The organism is Streptomyces sp. NPDC096205 (assembly GCF_044763135.1).
In the GTDB taxonomy this organism is placed as follows: Bacteria; Actinomycetota; Actinomycetes; order Streptomycetales; family Streptomycetaceae; genus Streptomyces.
This window is the reverse complement of sequence record NZ_JBIWFS010000004.1, coordinates 648,054-670,724: the sequence shown is the minus strand read 5'-3', so window position 1 is coordinate 670,724 and position 22,671 is coordinate 648,054. Positions and strand designations below refer to the sequence as shown.

The 22,671-nt window shown below is 72.3% G+C and carries 26 protein-coding genes; 16 read left to right on the top strand and 10 right to left on the bottom strand.

Features of this window, described 5'->3' with window-relative positions; translation table 11 throughout:
• The first annotated feature begins 61 nt into the window (after positions 1-61).
• Complete coding sequence (locus tag ACIQ6Y_RS19080) at positions 62-703, top strand: cysteine hydrolase (protein WP_404039966.1); 642 nt, start codon at positions 62-64, stop codon at positions 701-703.
• 3 nt (positions 704-706) lie between these two features.
• Here ACIQ6Y_RS19080 and ACIQ6Y_RS19075 read toward each other — a convergent pair whose 3' ends face one another.
• On the bottom strand, positions 707-1,132 hold the full coding sequence (locus ACIQ6Y_RS19075) for a Rieske (2Fe-2S) protein (protein ID WP_404039963.1): 426 nt from the start codon (positions 1,130-1,132) through the stop codon (positions 707-709).
• A gap of 155 nt (positions 1,133-1,287) precedes the next feature.
• Between ACIQ6Y_RS19075 and ACIQ6Y_RS19070 the strand changes: the two genes are divergently transcribed.
• Together ACIQ6Y_RS19070 and ACIQ6Y_RS19065 are read left to right on the top strand one after the other, a co-directional pair.
• Positions 1,288-2,043, top strand: a complete 756-nt coding sequence (locus ACIQ6Y_RS19070; RefSeq protein WP_404039960.1) for a HipA family kinase — start codon at positions 1,288-1,290, stop codon at positions 2,041-2,043.
• Positions 2,044-2,072: 29 nt separating this feature from the next.
• The gene (locus ACIQ6Y_RS19065; protein WP_404040124.1) at positions 2,073-2,489 is read left to right on the top strand and encodes a DUF3037 domain-containing protein; all 417 of its coding nucleotides are present in this window, start codon (positions 2,073-2,075) and stop codon (positions 2,487-2,489) included.
• Positions 2,490-2,661: 172 nt separating this feature from the next.
• Here the strand turns inward: ACIQ6Y_RS19065 and ACIQ6Y_RS19060 are convergent, their stop codons facing one another.
• Positions 2,662-3,087: an excalibur calcium-binding protein gene (locus ACIQ6Y_RS19060; protein ID WP_404039958.1), complete on the bottom strand. Its 426-nt coding sequence runs from the start codon at positions 3,085-3,087 to the stop codon at positions 2,662-2,664.
• Positions 3,088-3,314: 227 nt separating this feature from the next.
• Here ACIQ6Y_RS19060 and fabG point away from each other — a divergent pair, with 227 nt between their 5' ends.
• From fabG to ACIQ6Y_RS19035, 5 genes are all read left to right on the top strand, one after another.
• Positions 3,315-4,076, top strand: coding sequence for a 3-oxoacyl-ACP reductase FabG (gene fabG, locus ACIQ6Y_RS19055; protein ID WP_404039955.1), 762 nt, complete (start codon positions 3,315-3,317; stop codon positions 4,074-4,076).
• Positions 4,077-4,093: 17 nt separating this feature from the next.
• Entirely contained in the window at positions 4,094-4,855 is a 762-nt protein-coding gene (locus ACIQ6Y_RS19050) for an SDR family oxidoreductase (protein WP_404039952.1), read from the top strand.
• Between the two features lie 238 nt (positions 4,856-5,093).
• A complete protein-coding gene (locus tag ACIQ6Y_RS19045) occupies positions 5,094-6,677 on the top strand; it encodes an ABC transporter substrate-binding protein (RefSeq protein WP_404039950.1) in 1,584 nt (527 codons plus the stop codon).
• 96 nt (positions 6,678-6,773) lie between these two features.
• On the top strand, positions 6,774-7,460 hold the full coding sequence (gene ung / locus ACIQ6Y_RS19040; protein WP_404039947.1) for a uracil-DNA glycosylase: 687 nt from the start codon (positions 6,774-6,776) through the stop codon (positions 7,458-7,460).
• 442 nt (positions 7,461-7,902) lie between these two features.
• Complete coding sequence (locus ACIQ6Y_RS19035) at positions 7,903-8,427, top strand: hypothetical protein (RefSeq protein ID WP_404039944.1); 525 nt, start codon at positions 7,903-7,905, stop codon at positions 8,425-8,427.
• A 94-nt stretch (positions 8,428-8,521) separates the two neighbouring features.
• Here the strand turns inward: ACIQ6Y_RS19035 and ACIQ6Y_RS19030 are convergent, their stop codons facing one another.
• The 3 genes from ACIQ6Y_RS19030 to ACIQ6Y_RS19020 all read right to left on the bottom strand — a co-directional run bounded on the left by ACIQ6Y_RS19030 (position 8,522) and on the right by ACIQ6Y_RS19020 (position 10,283).
• The gene (locus ACIQ6Y_RS19030) at positions 8,522-9,025 is read right to left on the bottom strand and encodes a hypothetical protein (RefSeq protein WP_404039941.1); all 504 of its coding nucleotides are present in this window, start codon (positions 9,023-9,025) and stop codon (positions 8,522-8,524) included.
• Positions 9,026-9,142: 117 nt separating this feature from the next.
• A complete protein-coding gene (locus ACIQ6Y_RS19025) occupies positions 9,143-9,652 on the bottom strand; it encodes a DinB family protein (RefSeq protein WP_404039938.1) in 510 nt (169 codons plus the stop codon).
• A gap of 4 nt (positions 9,653-9,656) precedes the next feature.
• On the bottom strand, positions 9,657-10,283 hold the full coding sequence (locus tag ACIQ6Y_RS19020; RefSeq protein WP_404039936.1) for a TetR/AcrR family transcriptional regulator: 627 nt from the start codon (positions 10,281-10,283) through the stop codon (positions 9,657-9,659).
• A 103-nt stretch (positions 10,284-10,386) separates the two neighbouring features.
• Here ACIQ6Y_RS19020 and ACIQ6Y_RS19015 point away from each other — a divergent pair, with 103 nt between their 5' ends.
• Both ACIQ6Y_RS19015 and ACIQ6Y_RS19010 read left to right on the top strand, forming a co-directional pair.
• Positions 10,387-11,568 carry an FAD-dependent monooxygenase gene (locus tag ACIQ6Y_RS19015; RefSeq protein WP_404039933.1) on the top strand — a complete coding sequence of 394 codons (1,182 nt, stop codon included), beginning with the start codon at positions 10,387-10,389 and terminating at the stop codon, positions 11,566-11,568.
• Positions 11,569-11,579: 11 nt separating this feature from the next.
• Positions 11,580-12,491 carry a Gfo/Idh/MocA family protein gene (locus ACIQ6Y_RS19010; RefSeq protein WP_404039930.1) on the top strand — a complete coding sequence of 304 codons (912 nt, stop codon included), beginning with the start codon at positions 11,580-11,582 and terminating at the stop codon, positions 12,489-12,491.
• Here the strand turns inward: ACIQ6Y_RS19010 and lnt are convergent.
• Positions 12,409-13,980, bottom strand: coding sequence for an apolipoprotein N-acyltransferase (gene lnt, locus ACIQ6Y_RS19005; RefSeq protein ID WP_404039927.1), 1,572 nt, complete (start codon positions 13,978-13,980; stop codon positions 12,409-12,411). The two genes, ACIQ6Y_RS19010 and lnt, sit on opposite strands and share 83 nt — an antisense overlap.
• 104 nt (positions 13,981-14,084) lie before the next feature.
• Positions 14,085-14,549: a nuclear transport factor 2 family protein gene (locus ACIQ6Y_RS19000; protein ID WP_404039924.1), complete on the bottom strand. Its 465-nt coding sequence runs from the start codon at positions 14,547-14,549 to the stop codon at positions 14,085-14,087.
• A 174-nt stretch (positions 14,550-14,723) separates the two neighbouring features.
• On the opposite strand from ACIQ6Y_RS19000, the gene ACIQ6Y_RS18995 reads away from it, so the two are divergent.
• On the top strand, positions 14,724-15,323 hold the full coding sequence (locus ACIQ6Y_RS18995; RefSeq protein WP_404039921.1) for a DUF4291 domain-containing protein: 600 nt from the start codon (positions 14,724-14,726) through the stop codon (positions 15,321-15,323).
• Between the two features lie 188 nt (positions 15,324-15,511).
• Here the strand turns inward: ACIQ6Y_RS18995 and ACIQ6Y_RS18990 are convergent, their stop codons facing one another.
• Both ACIQ6Y_RS18990 and ACIQ6Y_RS18985 read right to left on the bottom strand, forming a co-directional pair.
• The gene (locus tag ACIQ6Y_RS18990; protein ID WP_404039918.1) at positions 15,512-15,691 is read right to left on the bottom strand and encodes a hypothetical protein; all 180 of its coding nucleotides are present in this window, start codon (positions 15,689-15,691) and stop codon (positions 15,512-15,514) included.
• 389 nt (positions 15,692-16,080) lie between these two features.
• Positions 16,081-16,956: an undecaprenyl-diphosphate phosphatase gene (locus ACIQ6Y_RS18985; protein ID WP_404039916.1), complete on the bottom strand. Its 876-nt coding sequence runs from the start codon at positions 16,954-16,956 to the stop codon at positions 16,081-16,083.
• 256 nt (positions 16,957-17,212) lie between these two features.
• Between ACIQ6Y_RS18985 and ACIQ6Y_RS18980 the strand changes: the two genes are divergently transcribed.
• Genes ACIQ6Y_RS18980 through ACIQ6Y_RS18965 form a run of 4 tightly spaced genes read left to right on the top strand, consistent with a single transcriptional unit; the run spans position 17,213 to position 20,870 of the window.
• Positions 17,213-18,361, top strand: a complete 1,149-nt coding sequence (locus ACIQ6Y_RS18980) for a Gfo/Idh/MocA family protein (RefSeq protein WP_404039913.1) — start codon at positions 17,213-17,215, stop codon at positions 18,359-18,361.
• Positions 18,358-19,299: a PmoA family protein gene (locus tag ACIQ6Y_RS18975; RefSeq protein ID WP_404039910.1), complete on the top strand. Its 942-nt coding sequence runs from the start codon at positions 18,358-18,360 to the stop codon at positions 19,297-19,299. Before ACIQ6Y_RS18980 ends, ACIQ6Y_RS18975 begins: the two co-directional genes overlap by 4 nt.
• On the top strand, positions 19,293-20,012 hold the full coding sequence (locus tag ACIQ6Y_RS18970; protein WP_404039907.1) for a cupin domain-containing protein: 720 nt from the start codon (positions 19,293-19,295) through the stop codon (positions 20,010-20,012). The genes ACIQ6Y_RS18975 and ACIQ6Y_RS18970 overlap by 7 nt, the downstream gene beginning before the upstream one ends.
• Before the next feature lie 60 nt (positions 20,013-20,072).
• Entirely contained in the window at positions 20,073-20,870 is a 798-nt protein-coding gene (locus ACIQ6Y_RS18965) for an alpha/beta fold hydrolase (protein WP_404039904.1), read from the top strand.
• Here the strand turns inward: ACIQ6Y_RS18965 and ACIQ6Y_RS18960 are convergent.
• Positions 20,857-21,324, bottom strand: a complete 468-nt coding sequence (locus tag ACIQ6Y_RS18960; protein WP_404039901.1) for a winged helix-turn-helix transcriptional regulator — start codon at positions 21,322-21,324, stop codon at positions 20,857-20,859. The two genes, ACIQ6Y_RS18965 and ACIQ6Y_RS18960, sit on opposite strands and share 14 nt — an antisense overlap.
• Positions 21,325-21,492: 168 nt before the next feature.
• Here ACIQ6Y_RS18960 and ACIQ6Y_RS18955 point away from each other — a divergent pair, with 168 nt between their 5' ends.
• Positions 21,493-22,662 carry a thiolase family protein gene (locus ACIQ6Y_RS18955; RefSeq protein ID WP_404039897.1) on the top strand — a complete coding sequence of 390 codons (1,170 nt, stop codon included), beginning with the start codon at positions 21,493-21,495 and terminating at the stop codon, positions 22,660-22,662.
• The last annotated feature ends 9 nt before the right edge of the window (positions 22,663-22,671 follow it).

Sequence of the window (22,671 nt, the reverse complement as noted above, 5' to 3'; positions counted from 1 at the left end):
GCGTGAACGCAACGGTCGCTACCCTCGCCCGGCGAACCCGCCGCCGACAAGGGGGAGTGGCATGCCGTCGTACGACGTACTGCGCGAGATCCTGGACCCCGCGGCGACCGTGCTGCTGACCGTCGAGTGCCAGCAGGGGGTCGTCGGACCGGACGCCGCCCTGCCCGAACTCTCCCGTGCCGCACGGGAGTCGGGCGCACTCGCCCAGGTCGCCCGGCTGGTGGCCGCCGCCCGGAAGAGCGGCGTGCAGGTGATCCACGCCGTCGCCGAACGCCGCCCCGACGGTCGCGGGGCCGGCCGCAACGCACGGCTCTTCCGTGCCGCAGAGCGGCTGCCCGTACGGCAGTTGGCCGGGACGGCCGCGGTGCGCGTCGCTCCGCCGATCGAGGTGGCCGAGGAGGACCTCGTCGTACGACGGCTGCACGGACTGTCGCCCGTGCAGGGCACCGAGGTCGACGCGCTGCTGCGCAACCTCGGCTGCCGGACCCTGATCGTCAGCGGGGTCTCCGCCAACGTGGCGATCCCCAACGCGGTGTTCGACGCGGTGAATCTCGGCTACACCGCCGTCGTGCCCACCGATGCGATCGCCGGGGTGCCCGCCGACTACACCGCCGCGATGATCCGGCACACCCTCGCCCTGGTGGCCACCCTCGCCACCACCGACGAGGTGCTGAACTGCCTCGAACGGCCGCGCGGGAGCTGATGTTCACGCCAGCGTGATGGTGTCGCCCTTCACCGTGATCTGCTCGGTGGGCAGCGGCTGGGTCGCCGGGCCCTTCTTGACGCTGCCGTCCGTCGCCGAGAACTCGCTGCCGTGACAGGGGCAGGTGATGGTGTCGTTCGCGATGTCCTTCACGGCGCAGCCCTGGTGGGTGCACTTGGCGGAGAACGCCTTGAATTCGCCCGCCGTCGGCTGGGTGACCACCACGCCCGCGTCGCCGAACACCTTGCCGCCGCCCTCGGGGACCTCCGAGGTCTTGCCGAGCACGGTGCCGGCGCTGCCCACCGCCTTCGCCTTGTCCTGGTCGTCCCCGCACGCGGTCAGTGCGACGGCGAGACCCGCCGCGCCGGCCGCCGCGATGACGGTACGCCGGGCCGGACCCGTCGTGGGCCGAACCGATTCGCTGGTCATGCTGCCGTTCCCTTCGCCTGACGTCACTGGCTCGTCAAGGGTTACGGCCCGCGCGGTGCCGTCGTTCAGCCGCCACGCGTGTCGTCACCCGAACGTACCGCTCCGGGCCACAGGCCGCGTCCCGGCGGGCGTGAACGCCCCAGTAACCTGGGGCGATGCTGAAGGAAGTCGAAGCGACCCGGTTCATCACGCCGCTGCGTGAGGGCGGCTCGCTGCCGGGGCTGGTCGAGGCCGACGACCGGGGGACGTACGTCCTGAAGTTCACCGGCGCCAGTCAGGGGCGCAAGACGCTCGTCGCCGAGGTCGTCGTCGGAGAGCTGGCCCGCCGGCTGGGCTTCCGGATGCCCCGTCTGGTGACCGTCGAGCTGGACCCCGTCCTCGGACTCGGCGAGCCCGAGCAGCAGGTCCAGGACCTGCTGAGGTCCAGCGGCGGCACGAACCTCGGCATGGAGTTCCTCTCCGGCGCCCTCGGCTTCGACCCGCTCGCCTTCACCGTGGGGCCCGAGGAGGCCGGGCGGATCGTGTGGTTCGACGCGCTGGTCAACAACGTCGACCGTTCCTGGCGCAACCCCAACCTGCTGATGTGGCAGGGCGAGCTGTGGCTCATCGACCATGGCGCCACGATGATCTGGCACCACAACTGGCCCGGCGCGCACAAGTCCGCCGGCCGGCCCTACGACGCCTCCGACCATGCCCTCGCCGGGTTCGCGCCCGATGTGGCCGGGGCCGCGGCCGAGCTGGCACCGCGGGTCACCGAGGAACTGCTCGCCGAGGTCACCGCCGAGATCCCCGAGGTGTGGCTCGCCGACGAGCCCGGGTTCGACTCCGCCGACGCGCTGCGGCGGGCCTACGCGGAGCCGCTCGTCGCCCGGGCGGCCGTCGTCCACGAACGTATCGAGGGGATCAAGTGAGCAACGGCCGTATCAACGTGGCCGGTCATATGACCGAGCGCCACATCACCCGGGCCGGGCAGGGCGGGGACCAGGACGTCTTCGAGTACGCCGTGCTGCGGGTCGTGCCGCGCATCGAACGGGGCGAGTGCATCAACGCCGGCGTGCTCGTGTACTGCCGCGCCCAGGCCTACGTCGGTGCCCGCACGCATCTCGACGAGGCACGGCTCCTCGCCCTCGACCCGGCGGCGGACGTGGCGGGTGTGCGGGCCGCACTGCGTGCCGTGGAGGCCGTCTGCGGGGGTGGGGCGGGGGCGGGGCAGGCCGCGGGTGACGATGCCGGGCGGCGCTTCCGGTGGCTGGTGGCTCCGCGCTCCACGGTCGTCCAGCCCGGGCCGATCCATACCGGCCTCACCACGGACGCCGCGAGCGAGACGGAACGCCTCCTGGACCTCCTGGTCCGCTGACCGGCCTCTCCGCCGTATCGCCGCTTCGCGGCCTTCTCCCACGCGCACCGCCCGTCGAAGTCGGCCGAGAGGCTGGGCTCTCCTTCTGGGGTTGCTCGCCGTCGGCGGCTGTCCGTCGTCATGGGTGCGGAGCCGCTCGCCCGTCGGTGGCCCTCGCCGCCTCGTGGGAGCGTCACCTCGCAGTCGTGGTCCTTCGGCGTCTGAGTGCCCACGCCGCTGTCAGGCCTGCGGCCGATACGCAGGTCAGGCCGAGGGCGATGTCCCAGTCGGCCGGGCCGGAGGACGTGCCGCCGAGGCCGCCCTGGACGCCGCGGGTGGGGGCGATGGTGGGCATCAGTGTGGGTGTGGGCGTGGGTGTGGGGGTCGTCGGGACTGAGACTCGGCGAGGCAGGATCTCGCAGGCTATGCCGTCGTCAGGGCCCTGGTCCTCGTCGAGGCGGTTGGGGTCGCTGCGGTCGGAGTCGAAGACGGCCTGCGCATCCTCCTGGAAGGTGAAGTGCGCGCAGTCCAGGTCCTGGGCCTGCGCGGGGGCGGCCGTGGCGGTGATCGCCGTGAGGGTGAGAAGGGTGCCGACGGCGGCGCTGGTTCTCAGGTGCATGGGGGGTGTCTCCGTTCCGGCCCGGAGGGGGCCGTAACCGACGCTAGGAGCGGCCAGTCGCGGCGGCCCGCGGCCGGGGTCCGAACGGGTGGGTGGCGGGTAATGGATCACATGGGGCCGTGTGGCGTTGACACGGGGTGTCATCGCTTCTAGCGTCTCGTCTGCTGAAGGTACTAAGCGGTCGCTCACCGCATGTCACGTACTCTCAAGGGCGAGGAGATCCAGCAATGTCCACCACTGAACAGCGGGTCGCAGTAGTCACCGGTGCCGCGCGAGGTATCGGTGCCGCCACTGCGGTGCGGCTCGCGGCCGAGGGTCGTGCGGTCGCCGTGATCGACCTCGACGAGGCCGCCTGCAAGGACACCGTGGAGAAGATCACCGCGGCGGGTGGCCGGGCCATCGCCGTCGGGGCCGATGTCTCCGACGAGGCTCAGGTCGAGGCGGCCATCGCGCGGATCGTCGAGGAGCTCGGCGCGCCCACGATCCTCGTCAACAACGCGGGTGTGCTCCGCGACAACCTGCTGTTCAAGATGAGCGTCTCCGACTGGGACACCGTCATGAACGTGCACCTCAAGGGCTCGTTCCTGATGAGCCGGGGCGTGCAGAAGCACATGGTCGACGCGGGCTTCGGCCGGATCGTCAACCTCTCCTCGTCCTCCGCGCTCGGCAACCGCGGCCAGGCCAACTACTCCGCCGCCAAGGCCGGTCTGCAGGGCTTCACCAAGACCCTGGCCAAGGAGCTCGGCAAGTTCGGCATCACCGCCAACGCCGTCGCCCCCGGCTTCATCGCCACCGACATGACCGCCGCCACCGCCGAGCGCGTCGGCATGGGCTTCGAGGACTTCAAGGCCGCCGCCGCCTCGATGATCCCCGTGCAGCGCGTGGGCGAGGCCGAGGACATCGCCAACGCCGTCGCCTTCTTCACCGGCGAGGCGGCCGGCTTCGTCTCCGGCCAGGTGCTGTACGTCGCCGGCGGACCGCTCGACTAGCGATCAGGGACACTGACATGACTGAACTGCCCCCGCTCTCCGGCAAGGTCGCCCTGATCACGGGCGCCAGCCGCGGCATCGGCTACGGCGTCGCCGAGGCCCTCGTCGCCCGTGGCGACCGCGTCTGCATCACCGGCCGCAACGAGGACGCGCTGAAGGAGGCCGTCGAGAAGCTCGGCGCCGACCGCGTCATCGGCGTCGCCGGCAAGGCCCACGACGAGGCCCACCAGGCCGCCGCCGTCGAGCGCACGATGGAGGCCTTCGGCCGCGTCGACCACCTGGTCAACAACGCCGGCACGAACCCGGTGTTCGGCCCGATCGCCGACCTCGACCTCAACGTCGCGCGCAAGGTGTTCGAGACCAACGTCATCTCGGCCCTCGGCTTCGCCCAGCGCACCTGGCACGCCTGGCAGAAGGACAACGGCGGCGCGATCGTCAACATCGCCTCCGTCGCGGGCCTCGCGCCCTCGCCCTTCATCGGCGCCTACGGCGTCAGCAAGGCCGCGATGGTCAACCTGACCATCCAGCTCGCCCACGAGTTCGCGCCGAAGGTACGGGTCAACGCCATCGCCCCGGCCGTGGTGAAGACCAAGTTCGCCCAGGCGCTGTACGAGGGCCGCGAGGAGGAGGCCGCCGCGGCGTACCCGCTGGCCCGGCTCGGCGTGCCCTCGGACATCGGCGGCGCGGCCGCGTTCCTCACCTCCGACCAGTCCGACTGGGTCACCGGTCAGACGCTCGTGGTGGACGGCGGACTCTTCCTCAACGCCGGCGTCGCGTGAGCCGCTGAGGCCCGCGAGGTGTGAGCGACCCGGGCGCCGTTTCCCTCCGGCCCGTCACCTGTGACGGATTCCGGTTGACGGAAACGGCGCCCTTGTCGTCGTAGAGGCGGCTCACAGGCCCATGACAACGTAGTCACAGCGGAAGTGATCAAGTTGCCGCCGGACGGGCCCTCCATCCGGAACCCGCGCTGCGATAGGGTCTGCCGACCCTTGGTATGGCAGATCGAGGAGCGTGCGCGTGTTCAACCGGAACCGATGCCTGCGGAATATCGCAGCGATCGCGTCCATATCCCTGGTGACCGGATGCAGTCTGTTCTCGGACGGCGGCGACTCGGACCAGGGACCGATCGTGGTGGGGACCACCAGCGCCCCCAGCACGTTGGATCCGGCCGCTTCCTGGGACGGCTCCTGGGAGCTGTTCCGCAACGTCTACCAGACCCTGCTGAGCTACCCCGACGGCGCCACCACGCCGCAGCCGGACGCGGCCAAGGAGTGTGCCTTCACGGACACCACCAACCGCACGTACCGCTGCGAACTGCGCGACGGACTGCAGTTCTCCGACGGCGGCAGGCTGGACGCCGAGGCCGTCAAGCACTCCGTCGACCGCATCCTGAAGATCAAGGCGCCCACCGGCCCCGCCGGACTCCTCGGCAGCCTCGACCGGGTCGAGACCCGCGGTGAGCGCGAGGTGGTCTTCCACCTCAAGACGGCCGACGCCACCTTCCCGTTCGTGCTGGCCACCCCGGCCCTGTCGATCGTCGACCCCGACGACTACCCGGCCGACAAGCTGCGCGAGGACGACGGCCGCATCGACGGTTCCGGCCCCTACACGCTGGAGTCGTACACCGAGAACGACAAGGCCGAACTGGTCCGCAACGACACCTACAAGGGCACCGCCGAGCGGCAGAACGACGCCGTGACGATCCGCTACTTCCAGGACTCGGCCGCGATGGTCCAGGCCCTGCGCGACAAGAGCATCGACGTCACCTACCGAGGTCTCGCCGCCGACGACATCGTCGAGCTGCAGAGCAAGGACGCCGACGAGGACCTCCAGCTCGTCGAGGGCACCGGCACCGACATCAGCTACCTGGTGTTCAACCCCAGCGACCCCTGGGCGGGCAAGGCGGCCGTGCGCAAGGCCATCGCCCAGATCGTCGACCGGCCGGCCATCGCGCACAAGATCTACAAGGACACCGTGGACCCGCTGTACTCCATGGTCCCCACCGGCCTCACCGGCCACACGACCGGCTTCTTCGACAGCTTCGGCGACCCCGACACCGACAAGGCCCGCAAGCTCCTCACGGACGCGGGCATCGACGAGCCGGTGCCGCTCGAGTTCTGGTACACCACCGACCGCTACGGCTCCGAGACCGCCGTGATGTTCAAGGAGCTCAAGCGGCAGCTGGACGCCTCCGGGCTGTTCGAGATCACGCTGAAGAGCCGGCCCTGGAAGACCTACGTCGAGGGCTACCAGAGCGGCGAGTACCCGGTGTTCGGGCGCGGCTGGTTCCCCGACTTCCCCGACCCGGACAACTTCGTCGCGCCGTTCGTCGGCAAGGACAACGCCCTCGGCACGCCCTACCCGGCGCCCGAGATCACCGGTGTTCTGCTGCCGCGCTCGCGCCGCGAGAGCGACCGCGGGCGGGTGGTGCGGGACTTCGAGCAGGCTCAGGAGATCCTCGTCGACGACGTCCGGCTGCTGCCGCTGTGGCAGGGACGGCAGTACGTCGCCGCGAGCGAGGAGATCTCCGGCGGGGCGCAGGCCCTGGACCCGTCGACGATCATGATGATGTGGGAGCTGCACCGCAAGACCAGCTGGTAGCGGGCCTTGTCGGGCGGTACGGGCGGCGTTGTCAGTGGGCGGCTGTAGGTTCTGAGTGCTGGAACCGAACCGACCGCATATCGTAAGGAAGTTGACGTGACCGACATCGCCATGCTGCCCGAGTCCTGGCGCGGGGTTCTGGGCGACGAACTGCAGCAGCCCTACTTCAAGGAGCTGACGGAGTTCGTCGAGGAGGAGCGGGCGAAGGGTCCCGTCTATCCGCCGCGCGAGGAGGTCTTCGCCGCGCTGGACGCGACGCCGTTCGAGCAGGTGAAGGTCCTCGTCCTCGGCCAGGACCCGTACCACGGCGAGGGGCAGGGCCACGGCCTGTGCTTCTCGGTGCGGCCGGGGGTGAAGACCCCGCCCTCCCTGCGGAACATCTACAAGGAGATGCAGCAGGAGCTGGGCCTGCCGGTCCCGGACAACGGCTATTTGATGCCGTGGGCCCGCCAGGGCGTCCTGCTGCTCAACGCGGTGCTCACCGTCCGCGCGGGTGAGGCCAACTCGCACAAGGGCAAGGGCTGGGAGAAGTTCACCGACGCGGTCATCCGCGCGGTGGCCGACCGGCCCGACCCGGCGGTGTTCGTGCTGTGGGGCAACTACGCCCAGAAGAAGCTGCCGCTCATCGACGAGAGCCGGCATGTGGTGGTGAAGGGCGCCCACCCCTCGCCGCTGTCCGCCAAGAAGTTCTTCGGCTCCCACCCCTTCACGCAGATCAACGAGGCCGTGGCGGCACAGGGGCACACGCCGATCGACTGGAGCATCCCGAACCTCGGGGCCTGACCGGCACCCGGCACCGGGCCGGTCCTTCGCCGGTCCGGTCCTTCGCCGGGCTCCCGCCGGGACGGTCCGGCGCCGTACGGCCGACTGTCGCCGGGGGCGGCGGTCGGTGGGTGCGGCCGGGGTCCGCGTGTGCCTGCGGCGGCCGGTGGCGGGTGTGGTCGGTGTCCGCCGTGCCCGCCTGTCGCGCGGGCGGGCCTCGGCGGGTGCGGACCGGCTCGCGCGTGTCGCCCGCGGCGGCGTCGGCGGGCGCGGCCGGTGCTCGCCTGGAGCCTTCGGTCTTCGTCGGCGGCGGATGCCGTCGGTGTCGCCGTGTCGTACGGGCCCGCCTGGCCGGGATCGGGGGGTGGTGCGGTTAGCGTTCGGGGGTCTGGGGTGTTCGGCGCCTTCGACGTGCTCGGGGCGTCCCGTGGCGGGTCGGCGTCGGGAAGGTGCGGAGGGCCTGATGGCGGAGCGACAGGAACAGGCGGCGCCGGATGCCGTGATGACACGGATCGGGCAGGTCGTGATGCTGCATCACGCGGGCGACCGTGAGGAGGCCCGCGACCGGTTCCTCACCCTGTGGGCCGAGATCGGCGAGGACGGCGACCCGCTGCACCGGTGCACGCTGGCCCACTACATGGCCGACACCCAGGACGACCCCGACGCCGAGCTGGCCTGGGACCTGCGGGCGCTCACGGCCGCGGAGGAACTCACGGACGACCGCCTCGCCTCGCACGAGGGCGCGCCCGCCGTGCGTGCCCTCTACCCCTCGCTCCACCTCAATCTCGCCGCGGACTACGTCAAACTCGCCCGCCCCGACGCCGCCCGCACCCACCTGACCCGCGCCCGCCTCGCGGCGGAGTCCCTGGCCGACGACGGCTACGGGGACGGGGTCCGCGCCGCCATCGGCCGCCTGGAGCTGAGGCTGCGCGAGGAGGGCGGCGGGCCCGGCGGGGAGAGCTGGGGGCCGCCGCGGCAGCGGCCGTAGCGGATAGCGGAGCCCGGAGCAGTACTCACACGCCACCTGGGCCCGGAGCAGTACTCGCACGCCACCTGGGCCCGGAGCATACTCACCGGCCACCTCACCTCCCGTACGCCCGCTCGCACGCACGCGCCTCCGGGCTGTCCGCCCGCCACCCGCCGTATTTCTTGCCGAGCGCGCAGACGTCGGTGTTCTTGCGGACCGACTCCGAGACGTCCGGGATGCCCGCCGGGGGCACGTGCGGTCGGGCGTGGCGGGTCTTCTCGGGGTGCGGATGCGGGTGGGGACGGCCCGGGTGCTCGGCACGGGGAGCCGGTGGGGTTTCGGCGGGGGCGTGCCGCGGCGCCGGGATCTGCGGCGAGGGGGTGGGCGGCGTGGACGACCGGGGCGGTGTCGAGGGCCGGCGGCCGGCCAGCTCCAGGGCCTCGCGCGCCGGGGCCTGCACGATCTGGGGCTCGGTGTGGCCGTCCGGGCGGGGCACCGACGGCTGGGTCGGTGCCACCGGCGGGCCGGACGCCGGTGGACGCTGGACCGTCACACAGCCCGTGAGGGCCGAGACGGCCACGGTGACCAGGAGCGTTGCGGTGGTCGTCGTTCGATGCACCCGCGCAACTCTGCTGGCTCCGCCCGCTTCCGGGACGGCGGACAGGCACAGGATGCCCCGCACGGGTGATCTCCGGCCCCGTACGAAGGGTGTGGGCGCTTCCGGGGTGACGTGACGTCAGTATCCGGTGACGCCGTCGAGGCGCTCGCGCAGCAGGTCGGCGTGGCCGTTGTGGCGGGCGTACTCCTCGATCATGTGGGTGTAGATCCAGCGCAGGCTGGGCGAGTCGCCGTGCCGGGTGCTGCCCTTGGAGATGTCGTCGAGGCCGACGCCGGCGGCGTTGTCGCGCGCGATCGCGATCTCGGACTGCCAGGTGGTGTGGGCCTCGTCCCAGGTGTCGGCTGCGGTGAGGTGGAACTCGCCGTCCGGGTCCTCGTCGCTGAACCAGATCGGCCCGGGGGAGTCGTCGGTCAGCACCTTGCGGAACCAGATCCGTTCCACCTCGGCCATGTGCCGCACGAGCCCCATCAGGGTCAGCTCGGACGGCTCGACGGCGGCCGTGCGCAACTGCTCGTCGGTCAGGCCCTGGCATTTGCGGGCGAGGGTCTGCCGGTGGAACTCCAGCCAGCCCTCGAGCATGTCCCGTTCGCCGGCGTTCCTGGCAGGCATGGTGCGGTCGTTGGTCATGCCCTCATGGTCGCCCACCCGGGCCCGGCTCTTCCAGGACTTTGCTGCCGAGCATGCCGTGGAGCAGTTCGCGCAGCCCGGCCCGTACGTCGTCCAGGCCGGGGAGTTCGGCGTTGAACGAGCCCGCCACGCAGGAGAACATCAGCCCGTCCGCCCAGGCGACCAGCGACAGGACATGCCGCTCCGGCGAGGCCGAGCCCATGGCGACGACCAGGGCCTTCAACTGGTCGCGGAACACGGCGCCCGTGGCGTCGAAGTGGGCGCGCAGCTCGGGGCGGCGGGTGGCCTCCAGGGCGAGTTCGTAGCGGGCGAGGGTCAGTTCGCGATTCTGGGTCAGGGCGCGGTGGGTGGCGAGGGCGAGAGCGTCCAGCAGAGAGTCGAGGCCGTCGCGGGGGTCCGGCAGCTCGTCCAGGGCGAGGACCCGGGCCTCGCGTTCGGCGAGCCGGCGCACCGCCAGTTCCAGCAGGGCCTGCCGGGTGCGGGCCAGGTTGGAGGTCGAGCCCTGGGGGAGAGCGGCGGTCTCGTCGACCGCCCGGTGGGTGAGCCCGCGCATCCCGCGCTCGGCGAGCAGGGCGAGAGCGGCGTCGGCGACCAGGTCGGCGCGGGCGGGGCCCGTGGTGCGTGCGGACATGGAGATCAACCTACCGGGCGTCCACCCGCTGAACTACATCCGTAGTACAGTCGACCCTGGCGAGCCTCACTACAGGTGTAGTCACCGGTCCTCAGGAGGAGTCATGGCAGGCGTACGACGGGTCGTGGTCATCGGCGGCGGCATCGGAGGACTGACCGCGGCGGCGGCCCTGCACCGGGCCGGACGGGAGGTCACCGTCCTGGAGCGGGCCCCGTCGCTGGAGCCGGTCGGGGCGGCCATCTCGCTCGCCCCCAACTCCCTGCGCGCGCTGGACGTCATCGGCCTCGGCGACGAGATCCGCGGCCTCGCCGCCTGGCAGGGCGACGGCGGGCTGCGCACCCCCGGCGGGCGCTGGTTGTCGCGGACCGACGCCGCGGCGGCGGCCGAGCGGTTCGGCGGACCGCTCGTCCTGCTGCCCCGCGCCACGCTCGTCGAGCGCCTGGCCGCGCAACTGCCGCCGGACGCGATCCGTACGGCCGTCGCCGCGACCGTCACCGACCCCGGTGATGCCGGCCGACCTGCGCGCGTGGCCACGCCCGAGGGCGAGTGGGAAGCCGACCTGGTGGTCGCCGCCGACGGCATCCGCTCCGCCGTGCGCGGCACCCTGTTCCCGGAGCACCCCGGCACCGTCTACTCGGGCTTCACCACCTGGCGCGTCATGATCCCGGTGCCCGGCGCGGAGTTCGCCTCGCACGAGAGCTGGGGGCGCGGCCGTATCTGGGGCAGCCACCCGCTCAAGGACGGCCGGGTCTACGCCTACGCCGCCGCCCTCGCCCCGGCCGGCGAGCGCGCCCCCGACGAGCGGGCCGAACTGCTGCGCCGCTACGGCGACTGGCACGACCCCATCCCGGCGATCCTCGCCGCCGCCCGGCCCGAGGACGTCCTGCGGCACGACGTCCACCACATCGCACAGCCCCTGCCCGCCTACCACCGCGGCCGCGTGGCCCTCCTCGGCGACGCCGCGCACGCCATGCCGCCGACCCTCGGGCAGGGCGGCAACCAGGCCATAGAGGACGCCGTCGTCCTCGCCCACCACTGCGAGGACCTGCCCGCCTACACCGCCGCGCGCCTGCCCCGTACGACGGCCGTCGCGCGGCAGGCCGTCAGGGTGGCCCGGCTCAACATGACGCCCGACCGCGCCCTGATGGCCGTACGCAACACACTGATGACGGGTCTGTCGGCGGTCGGGCCCGCGCTGTTCCTGCGGTCCTTCGACGGCATCGCCGACTGGCGTCCGCCGCAGGCGCCGTATGCTGCCGGGCAGGGCACGGCAGGCAAGCGCTGAAGGAGTTCCCCGTGAAGGTCGGCTGCATCGGACTCGGTGACATCGCGCAGAAGGCGTATCTGCCGGTGCTCGGGACGCAGCCAGGGATCGAGCTGCATCTCCAGACGCGTACGCCGGCCACCCTCGACAGGGTCGGCGACAGCCTGCATCTGCCCGCCGGGCAGCGGCACCGGGACCTGGACGGGCTGCTCGCGCAGGGACTGGACGCGGCGTTCGTGCACGCGCCGACCGCGGTGCACCCGGAGATCGTGACGCGGCTGCTGCAGGCCGGCGTACCGACGTACGTCGACAAGCCGCTGGCCTACGAACTCGCCGACTCCGAGTGGCTGGTGCGGCTCGCCGAGGAGCGCGGGGTGTCGCTCAGGGTCGGCTTCAACCGGCGCTGCGCGCCCGCGTACGCGCAGTGCGCCGACCATCCGCGCGAGCTGATCGTGATGCAGAAGAACCGCGTCGGGCTGCCCGAGGAGCCGCGGTCGATGATCCTCGACGACTTCATCCACGTCGTGGACACGCTGCGGTTCCTGGCGCCCGGCCCGATCGACGACGTGACCGTACGCGCACGTGTGGAGGGCGGTCTGCTCCACCACGTCGTCCTCCAGCTCGCCGGGGACGGGTTCACCGCGCTCGGGGTGATGAACCGGCTCAGCGGTTCCACCGAGGAGATCCTGGAGGTCTCCGGGCAGGACACCAAGCGGCAGGTGCTCAACATCGCCGAGGTGATCGACCACAAGGGCCAGCCGACCGTGCGGCGGCGCGGCGACTGGGTGCCGGTGGCCCGGCAGCGCGGCATCGAGCAGGCGGCGTTGGCTTTCCTGGACGCCGTGCGCGCGGACAAGGTGCTCAGCGCGCGGGACGCGCTGGCCACTCACGAGCTGTGCGAACGGGTGGTACGTGCGGTTCAGGAGCGTTCCGGCGCGGCCTGAGCGTCCGGGCGCCCTCCGCCGCGGCCAGCGCCGCCAGCACCAGCAGGGCGGCGTGCACCGGCCAGTCGCCGAAGCGGACGTAGGGCGTCGTGCCGTACGCCAGCGGCACCTCGTACACCCGGCTCGCGCTCGCCTCGGTGCCGAGCCAGGAACCGACGCGCGTGCCGTCGGGCCCGTACACGGCGGACACTCCGGTGAGGGTGGCGTGCACCATCGGGCGGCCGGTCTCGGCGGCGCGCAGGGCGGCGAGCGAGGCATGCTGCTCGGGCGCCCAGCTGTGCTGGAACGTCGACGTCGACGACTGGGCGATCAGGACGTCGGCGCCGTCCTTGGTGAGCCTGCGGCTCATGTCCGAGAACGCCGACTCGAAGCACACCATCGGGCCCACCTTCAGCCCGTCGACGTCCATCACCACCTGCTCGGTGCCGCGCCTGCGGTCCTCGCCGGCCGCCTTGCCGACGGAGGTGGCCCAGCCGAGCAGGGAGCGGGCGGGCACGTACTCGCCGAAGGGGACCAGGCGCATCTTGTCGTAGCGGTCGCCGGTGAGGCCGTCGGGACCGACCAGGACGGAGCTCTTGTAGATGCCGGGCCGGTCAGAGCGCCGGGCGTCGACGTTGACCAGGATCTCGGCGCCGGTGGCCCGTGACAGCGCTCGGATACGGCGGGCGAGGTCGGGGCGGGTGCCCAGGTCGAAGCCGACGCTGCTCTCACCCCAGACGATCAGGTCGAGGTCCTGCCCGGCGAGGGCGCGGGTGAGCTGCTCCTCGCGGTCGAAGCGGCGGTCCCCGCTGGCGTCGCCCTCGATCACACCCGGCTGGACCACGGCGAGACGCACCTGCTTCTCGACGTCCGGGCGCGGCGCCCACAGCCACGCGGCCGAGGTCGCGGCGGCCGTGGCGAGCAGCGCCGCGAGCGCGGGCAGCCGGGCGGCGCGCACCACGATCAGCGCGGCGACCGCGGCGTTCACCGCCACCAGCAGCAGGCTCAGCAGCCATACGCCGCCCACCGACGCCAGCCGCAGCGCGGGTGCCACCTGCCACTGGCTGGCACCGAGCATGCCCCACGGCCCGCCGAGCCCCTCCCAGGAGCGCACCAGCTCCACCACCAGCCAGGCCGACGGCAGGGCGACCAGCGCGACCCCGACCCTGCGCGGGCCGGGCTCACCCCCGAGGCAGCGGCGCACCAGCCAGCCCCAGGGCGCCCACAGCGCGCCCAGCAGAGCCGCGATGACGAACGTGAACACATGCAGGCTCGGCAGCAGCCAGTGGTGCACGGCCAGCATGAAGCCGAACCCGCCCCACCAGCCGTCGTACGCCGCTCTGCGCCCGGTCGGCGCGGTGCGCGCCAGCAGGATCCACGGCACCAGCGCGACCGGCGCGCACCACCACAGGGCCGGGGCCGGGAAAGCGAACATGGGCAGCGCCCCGGCGAGCGCCGCGAGCGTCGAGCGCCGCCACGGGGAGGCGAGCCACTGGCCGAACGTCCTCATACGGCGCCTCCCTACCCCGGTGGGCCTCCAGTGTCACCCCGCCGACGATCTCGGTACAGAGGACGATCACGGGCGGCGCCGGACACCGACGGACGCGGATCGGCTCAGTTGATCACAGGAGCGGCGGCACGGTCCGGCAGGCGCCGCCACTTCTCGCGCACGATCACCTCGCGCAGCCGCCAGCCGTCGTCCGTCCGGACCAGCGCGAACGCGTACCGGCCGCCGCACACGAAGTCCGGCGCCGTGGTGCCCATGGGGTTGATGTAGTCGGCCTGCACACGGGCGGTGTCCCCGGTGTCGCGCTCCAGCACCTCGAACCGCACGCGGCGGTTGACGATCAGATGCTGCCTCATCGGGAAGACCCCCAGGCTGTCCGCCAGCCATACGGCGACGTCCCGCGCGTTCCCCTCGATGCCGCCCGCGGAGCGGTAGTCCGCCCGTCCGTCCTGCGTGAACAGCCTTCGGTACGCCTCCCAGTCGCCGTCGTCGACGGCCACGGCATAGTCGGTGATCAGCCCGTCCACGGCCAGCCGATCCATCACGGTCGCGAGCTCCACGCGCTGCGTCATCGGCTCAGTGTCGGGGGCGGGGCGTGCGGAGCCAAGGGGGCGTGCGGGATATTGGCCTGTCCGGCCGACCGGGGTGATCCTCTCCGGCTCGAGGGCGGGGGCCCTGGCGGCGATATTCGCTGGCCGGACCAGGACGGTGGCAGCGAGTCTTGGCCGGTGAACGAAGAGCAGCACTTGACCGCAGAAGAGCCCAGATTCCGTGTCCGTGCCCGTTACACGGACAGCACCATCACCGTCTACCAGGCCTACCGTCCCGAGATCGGCCGACCGGCCGCCCGCGACGGCCGCTTCCCGACCTCCTGGAAGCGGGACCGGATGACCTGGATCAAGCCGTCGTTCCTGTGGATGATGTACCGCTGCGGCTGGGGCACCAAGGAGGGGCAGGAGACCGTCCTCGCCGTGGAGATCGCCCGCGACGGCTTCGAGTGGGCCCTGGACAACTCCTGCCTGTCCCACTACGTCCCCGGGCTGCACCCCGATCAGGCCGCCTGGAAGGCGCAGTTGCGGCGGTCGCCCGCGCGCGTGCAGTGGGACCCGGAGCGCGATCTGCACCTGAACCCGCTGCCGTACCGGTCGCTTCAGCTGGGGCTCGCGGGAGAGGCGGCGGCGCGCTACGCGGACGAATGGATCGTCGGCATCGAGGACGTGACCCCCCTGGCCACGGAGCTGCACGCGCTGGTGCGGGCCCGCGAACTGGGGGCGGCCACCGCGCTGTTGCCGCCGGAGCGGCCGTATCCGGTCGCCGAGTCTCTGGTCGCCCATCTGCGGTCGTGACCGCTCGCCGAGTCTCATGTGCGCCACCTGCGGCCGTGATCGCTCGCCGATTCTCTGGCCACCCATCTGCGGCCGTAACCGCTCGCTGAGTCTCTGGTGAGCCAGGTGCGGTCGTGACCGGCCGGCTACCCCCGCTCAGGCCGCCTCCCTGACCGGCCGGCGCCCCCGAGCTCAGGCCACCCCCGAGCTCAGGCCGCCTCCAGCACCTCCTCGCGCATCGCCTTGGCCCACTCGACCACCAACAGCTCGTACTCCGCCCGCTGTTGAGCACTCAGCGAGCCGCCCGCGCGCCGCCACAACGCGCGGATCCGCTCGTTGACCTCCGCGGCAGAGCGCACGGAACCAGGGGCCTCGGAATCGGTGGACATGCGGGCAAGCCTAGGGGCAAGCACTGACAGAGCGCTACCGGCTGACTACGCGAACGGTGGCGGATCAGCCACGGCCGGGCTTCGCTACTGACCCCTCGCTCAGTCCGCCCACACCACGGCACATGGCCCGCGCCGGGTGGCCGTGGCGTAGAACTCCAGCATGTCGGCGAAGTGTTCGACCAGGTGAGCGCGGAGGTCGTCGTCCCGTCCCTGGCCGAATCCGCACAGCTCGCCCGGCCGCGGGGGCCCTCCGGCCGGGCGTCGAGAAGCGAGTTCAGGTCGACTTCGTCAAGTCCGTGAGCCACCTCACCGACCGCGCCCGGGCCCACATACGAAGGCTCCCGCGGCGCGATGCCGCGGGAGCCCTGTGTAAAGAAGGCGGTGTGGCGTCAGCCCGCCGATTCCGCCGCGTGCGGGCTCAGGGCGCCCATCGTGACCAGGGCGACCAGGATGATGCCGAGGACGACGCGGTACCAGACGAAGGGCATGAAGCTCTTGGTCGAGATGTACTTCATGAACCACGCGATGACCGCGTAACCCGTCGCGAACGCGATGATCGTGGCGAAGATCGTCGGGCCCCAGGAGACGTGGCCGCCCTCAAGGGCGTCCTTCAGCTCGAAGGTGCCGGAGGCGAGCACGGCGGGGATGGCGAGGAGGAAGGAGTAGCGGGCCGCGGCCTCGCGCTGGTAGCCCATGAAGAGGCCGCCGCTGATGGTGGCGCCGGAGCGGGAGACGCCCGGGATGAGGGCGCAGGCCTGGCAGAGGCCGAAGATGAGGCCGTCGCGGACGCCGAGGTCCTGCAGGCCCTTGCGGGGGCGCGCGGCGCGGTGCTTGCCGCCCGTCTCGTCGCGGGCCGCGCGCCGGTCGGCGATGCCGATGATCACGCCGACCACGATCAGCATGGTCGCGGTGATGCGGAGGTCACGGAACGGGCCCTCGATCTGGTCCTTCAGCGTCACGCCGAGCACGCCGATCGGGATCGAGCCGACGATCACCAGCCAGCCCATCTGGGCGTCGTGGTCCTTGCGCGCCGCCTTGTCGAACAGTGAGCGCGTCCACGCCGACAGAATGCGGCCGATGTCCTTGCGGAAGTAGATCAGCACCGCCGCCTCCGTGCCGATCTGCGTGATCGCCGTGAAGGCCGCCCCCGGGTCCTCCCAGCCCGAGAAGGCCGCGGTCAGCCGCAGATGCGCGCTGGAGGAGACGGGGAGGAACTCGGTCAGCCCCTGGACGAGTCCGAGGATGAGTGATTCGAACCAAGACATGAAGTTACGGAGTCCAAGAGTGCCGATCGTGCAACGGGCGACGGACACAACGAACCCCCGCGCGCGAAGGTCGGTGTGTTGAGGGGCAGCGTAGCGTCCTCGGGTGACAGGCCATGACGCAGGGGCTTCGGTGATGATCGTCGGATGATCGGGCCGGGGTGTTGACGCTCGCCCGGAGGGCACTTACGTTGCAGCGGAGAAAGCGCTTACTGTCGCGCTTGCTGTCACGCTTGTCGCAACCTCGTGGAGCCCTGACATGGACCATCCCCTCCCGTCGCTCGCCGGACGCCCCATCAGGGCCGCGATCGTCGGCACCGGCGCCATCGCCCGCGGTTCCCATCTGCCGGCGCTCGCCCGGCTCGCTGAGGAGGGGGAGGCCGAGGTCGTCGCGGCCGTCGACATCGACGCGGACGCGGCCCGCGCCTTCTGCGCCGAGGGCAAGATCCCGTACGCCTACGACGACCTGGAGCGGATGCTGCGCGAGCAGCGGCCCGACCTCGTCACCATCTGCACCCCGCCGACCCTGCACCGTGAGCAGACCGTCGCCGCGCTGCGGGCCGGGGCGTGGGTGTGGTGCGAGAAGCCGCCGGTGCCGTCGCTGTCCGACTTCGACGCCGTGGAGGCCGAGGAGGGCGCTGACGGAGGGCCGTACGCCGCCATCGTCTTCCAGCACCGCTTCGGGTCCGGGGCCACGCATGTACGGCGGCTGCTCGCCGAGGGCGCCCTGGGGCGGCCGCTGGTCGCGCACTGCCAGACCACCTGGTACCGCGACACCGCCTACTACGCCGTCCCCTGGCGCGGCCGCTGGCACACCGAGGGCGGCGGCCCCGCGATGGGTCACGGCATCCACCAGACCGACCTGCTGCTGGACCTGCTCGGCCCGTGGAGCGAGGTGCGGGCGATGGCCGGGCGGCTGGTGCACGACGTGGAGACCGAGGACGTCTCCACGGCCCTGGTCCGCTTCGAGAGCGGCGCGCTGGCCACCGTCGTCAACAGCGTCCTCAGCCCCGACGAGGTCAGCCGTATCCGCGTCGACTGCGAACGCGCCACCGTCGAACTGACCCACCTGTACGGCCACACCAACGCCGACTGGCGCATCACCCCGGCGCGCGGTGTGCCCGAGGAGGAGGCCGCGGCCTGGCAGGACTTCGGGGAGGACGTGCCGAGTTCGCACCTGGCGCAGCTGAGGGAGCTGGTGGCGAGCATGCGCGCCGGGCAGCGGCCGCGCAGCAGCGGGGCGGACGGGCGCAAGAGCCTGGAGCTGGTCACCGCGCTGTACAAGTCGGCGTTCACGGACACCACGGTGCAGCGCGGCGGCATCGGCCCCGGCGACCCGTACTACACCGAACTGCACGGTGGTGCCCCCGGCTGGGCGCCCGCCGTGGCCGCGGAGGTGCGCGCATGACCGCCGCCCTGCGGCTCGTCCACACGCACGGCGAGCGCATCACGGTGACCGATCCGGCCACCGGCGTCGAACTCCTCGCCTACGTCTACGGGTCGGAGGACCACGCGAAGGCCGCCTGGGAGGCGCCCAAGCCGTACGCCCATCCGCTGCGCACGCTCTCCGGCGCCGTGGTCACCGACCACCGCCCCAACGACCACCGCTGGCACAAGGGCCTGGCGCTGACCGCCTCGCATCTGTCCGGCGCAAACCTGTGGGGCGGCAACACATACGTCCATGGAAAGGGATATCTCGAACTACCAGAGCGCGTCGGCTCGATGCGGCACGCCGGCTTCGACGAGGTCGCCGCCTGCGACGGCCGAGCCGTGATCACCGAGCGGCTGACCTGGCACCCGTACGACGGTGCGCTGTGGGCCGACGAGGTGCGCCGGATCGAGGTCCACGACGTCGAACCGGCCGTCGGTGCGTGGGCGTTGACCTGGACGAGCGCCGTCACCAACCGGCGCGCGGAGCCGCTGCGGTTCGGCAGTCCCACCACGGCCGGGCGGGAGATGGCCGGCTACACCGGCCTGTTCTGGCGGGGCCCGCGAGCCTTCCGCGAGGGCCGCGTCCTCGGGCCCGACGGCGAGGGGCCCGGCCTGATGGGGCGACAGGCGCCCTGGCTGGCGTACTCCGGCGAGCACGACGGCGTCGACGGCCACGCCACGCTCGTCTTCGCGCACGCCCCCGAGAACGACCACGCGGGTTCGGCGGGAGGCCATCCCGCCCACTGGTTCGTGCGCAACGACCCCTTCGCCGCGGTCGCCCCCTCCTGGGCGTTCTTCGACGAGCTGGAACTCGCCCCCGGCGACACGCTCACCCGCCGCTACCGGGTCGTCGTGGCCGACGGGGCCTGGGAGCGGGAGCAGATCGCCGAGTACCTGCGGACGCACCCGTGGTGAACCCGGGCCCGTACGCCGGGCTGCCGGGCGGTGTCGCCGTGTCGCGGCTGTGCGTGTACGACTGGCCCGCCGCGGACGGGGTGAGCGGCGGAACTCCCCACCTTCACCTGGTCTGTTCGGAGGCGTACGTCGTCACCGGCGGGCGCGGGGCCGTGCAGACACTCACCGCGTCCGGCTACGAGGTCACCCCGCTCACGCCGGGCACGGTCGCCTGGTTCGCCCCGGGCACGATCCACCGGCTGGTGAACGACGGCGACCTGAGCATCACCGTCCTGATGCAGAACAGCGGGCTGCCGGAGGCGGGGGACGCGGTGCTGACGCTGCCGCCGCGCTACCTCGCCGACCCGGAGCTGTACGCGCGCGTGACGGCCCTTCCCGCCGACGCGCCCGAGGAGGAGCGGGCGCGTCTGGCCCGCGCGCGGCGCGACCTCGCCCTGGAGGGCTACCGTGCCCTGCGCGCGGCCGAGGGCCCCGACGCCCTGGCCGCCTTCCACCGGGCGGCCGCCGCGCTCGTACGGCCCCGGCTCGCCGACTGGCGCGAGCGGTGGCGGCAGGGGGCCCGGGCGGCGGCCGAGGCGACGGGGGAGCAGCTCGACCGGCTCGCCCGCGGGGACGTCTCCCACCTGTCCGAGGCGGCCGTACGCGCGCAGTCGCCCACCGAGCGGGGGCGGTTCGGGATGTGCGGGCGGCTGGAGGTGTACGAGGCCGGCTGAGCGCACGGGGCGGCACTGCGTCGCCGCGACGGCGGGTGCGGCCGTGCCTAGGCTGGTGGCATGGCGACGACGGTACGCGCGCGTGGGGTCGAGGTCGCCTATGTGCGGGTGGGGGAGGGGCCGCCTGTGGTGCTGGTGCACGGGGCGGGGCTCGACGGGCGGATGTGGGAGCCGCAGCTGGCCGCTCTGGCCGGTGAGTTCACGGTGGTCTCCTGGGACGAGCCCGGTGCCGGACGCTCCTCCGATCTGCCGCCCGGCTTCGAGCTCGCCGACTTCGCGCACTGTCTGGCCGCCGTGATCGAGGACGTGGGGCTGGGCCCGGCCCATGTCGCCGGGCTGTCCTGGGGCGGGACCGTCGTACTGGAGCTGTACCGGCATCACCCGGAGCTCGTGCGGTCGCTGATCCTCGTCGACACGTACGCCGGCTGGAAGGGGTCACTGCCGCCCGAGGAGGTCGCGGCGCGGGTGGCGGGCGCGCGGCGGATGCTCGCGGTGCCGCGGGGGGTGTTCGATCCGACGTTGCCGGGGCTGTTCGCCGGTCAGCCGCCCGCCGCGTTCGTGCCGCTCCTCGACGCCATGGCGCGGGATGTGCGGCCGGAGACCATGGGGGCGCAGTTGCTCATGATGGCCGAGGCCGACGAGAACGACCTGCTGGCCGGGATCGCCGTGCCCACCCTGCTGGTGTGGGGCGAGCTGGACGCGCGGTCACCGCTGAGCGTCGCCCGCGCCTTCCAGGAGGCCATCGCGGGCGCCCGGCTCGTGGTGCTGCCCGGGGTGGGGCATGTGAGCAACCTCGAAGCGCCCGAGGGGTTCGACCGGGCGATGCGCGCGTTCCTGCACGGGCTCAGGCCGCTGTAGGGCCCGAGAGCGTCCAGCCGGGGCTCTGCGGGTGGGCCGTCAGGTCCTCGTGGCGGACCTCCTCGCCGCAGGCCTTGCAGGTGACGACCGGGACCAGTTCGTGGCCGCAGTGGTGCTCGACCACCATCGGACGGTCGTTCTCGTTCAGATGCCGGTCGCCCCACTCCTTGAGGACCATCAGCAGCGGCTCCAGCTCGAGACCCGCCGGGGTCGGCCGGTACTCGAAGCGCTGCGGGCGCTCGCTGTAGACGCGCTTGGTGAGGATCCCCGCGTCCACGAGCCGGCGCAGGCGGGTGGTCAGGACGTCGCGCGGGGCGCCGATGTTGCGCACGAGCTGGTCGAAGCGCCCGTTGCCCAGGCAGACCTCGCGGAGCACGAGCAGGGAGTACTTCTCGCCGACCAGCGCCAGGGTGTCGGCGATGGAGCAGGGGCGGGGGTCCTTGGTGGCGGCCATGCGGCCAAGTCTAGAGGAAAGTTTGGTTTTCCAACTTAGAGGGTTTGATTTTCCAACTCACGGCGTTATGGTGAGTTTGAAATTCCTACTCACCGGTAATCGCGCCGGTCGCCGACCCGCACCACGGCACCACGGACCGGACGCCCCTGCCCCTCACAGGAGCCCGCAATGCGTGACGCAGTCATCGTCGAAGCCGTACGCACCCCCATAGGCAAGGGAAAGCCAGGCGGCGCCCTCGCCCATGTCCACCCCGTCGAACTCCTCGCCCACACCCTGCGCACCCTCGTCGAGCGCTCCGGCGTCGACCCCGCGCTGATCGACGACGTGATCGGCGGCACCGTCGACCAGGTCGGCGAGCAGGCCATGAACACCACCCGCTACGCCGTCCTGTCGGCCGGCTTCCCCGAGACCGTCCCCGCGACCACGGTGGACCGCCAGTGCGGCTCCTCCCAGCAGGCCGTGCACTTCGCCGCCCAGGGCGTGATCTCCGGCGCCTACGACATGGTCGTCGCCTGTGGCGTGGAGTCGATGAGCCGCGTGCCGATGTGGTCCAACGTGCCGCCCGGCGCCGACCCCTTCGGCCCCGGCGTCGCCGAGCGCTACCCCGAGGGCCTGGTCCCGCAGGGCATCAGCGCCGAGCTGATCGCCGCCAAGTGGTCCCTCACCCGGGACCGTATGGACGCCTTCGCCGTCTCCTCGCACCACAAGGCGGCCGCCGCCTGGGACAAGGGCCTGTTCGACGCCGAGGTCGCACCCCTGGACGGTGTCTCGCGCGACGAGTGCGTCCGGCCCGGCAGCACCCCCGAGATCCTCGCCGGGCTCAAGCCCGCCTACCACGACCCGAACTTCGGGGAGCGCTTCCCGCAGATCGAGTGGAACGTCACCGCGGGCAACGCCAGCCCCATCAACGACGGCGCCTCCGCCGTCCTGATCACCTCCAGCGAGACCGCGGCCCGGCTCGGCCTGCGCCCCCTCGCCCGCCTGCACAGCTTCGCCGTCACCGGCTCCGACCCGCTGCTGATGCTCACCGGGGTCATCCCCGCCACCGAGAAGGTGCTGCGCCGGGCCGGGCTCTCCCTCGACGACATCGACCTGTTCGAGGTCAACGAGGCCTTCTCCAGCGTCGTCCTCGCCTGGCAGCAGGAGACCGGCGCCGACCCGGCCAAGGTCAACGTGCACGGCGGCGCCATCGCCCTCGGCCATCCGCTCGGCGCCAGCGGCACCCGCCTGACCACCACCCTGGTCCACGCCCTGCGCGAACACGGGGCCCGGTACGGGCTGCAGACCATGTGCGAGGCGGGTGGGCTGGCCAACGCGATGATCGTCGAGGCCGTCTGACCCGTAGGG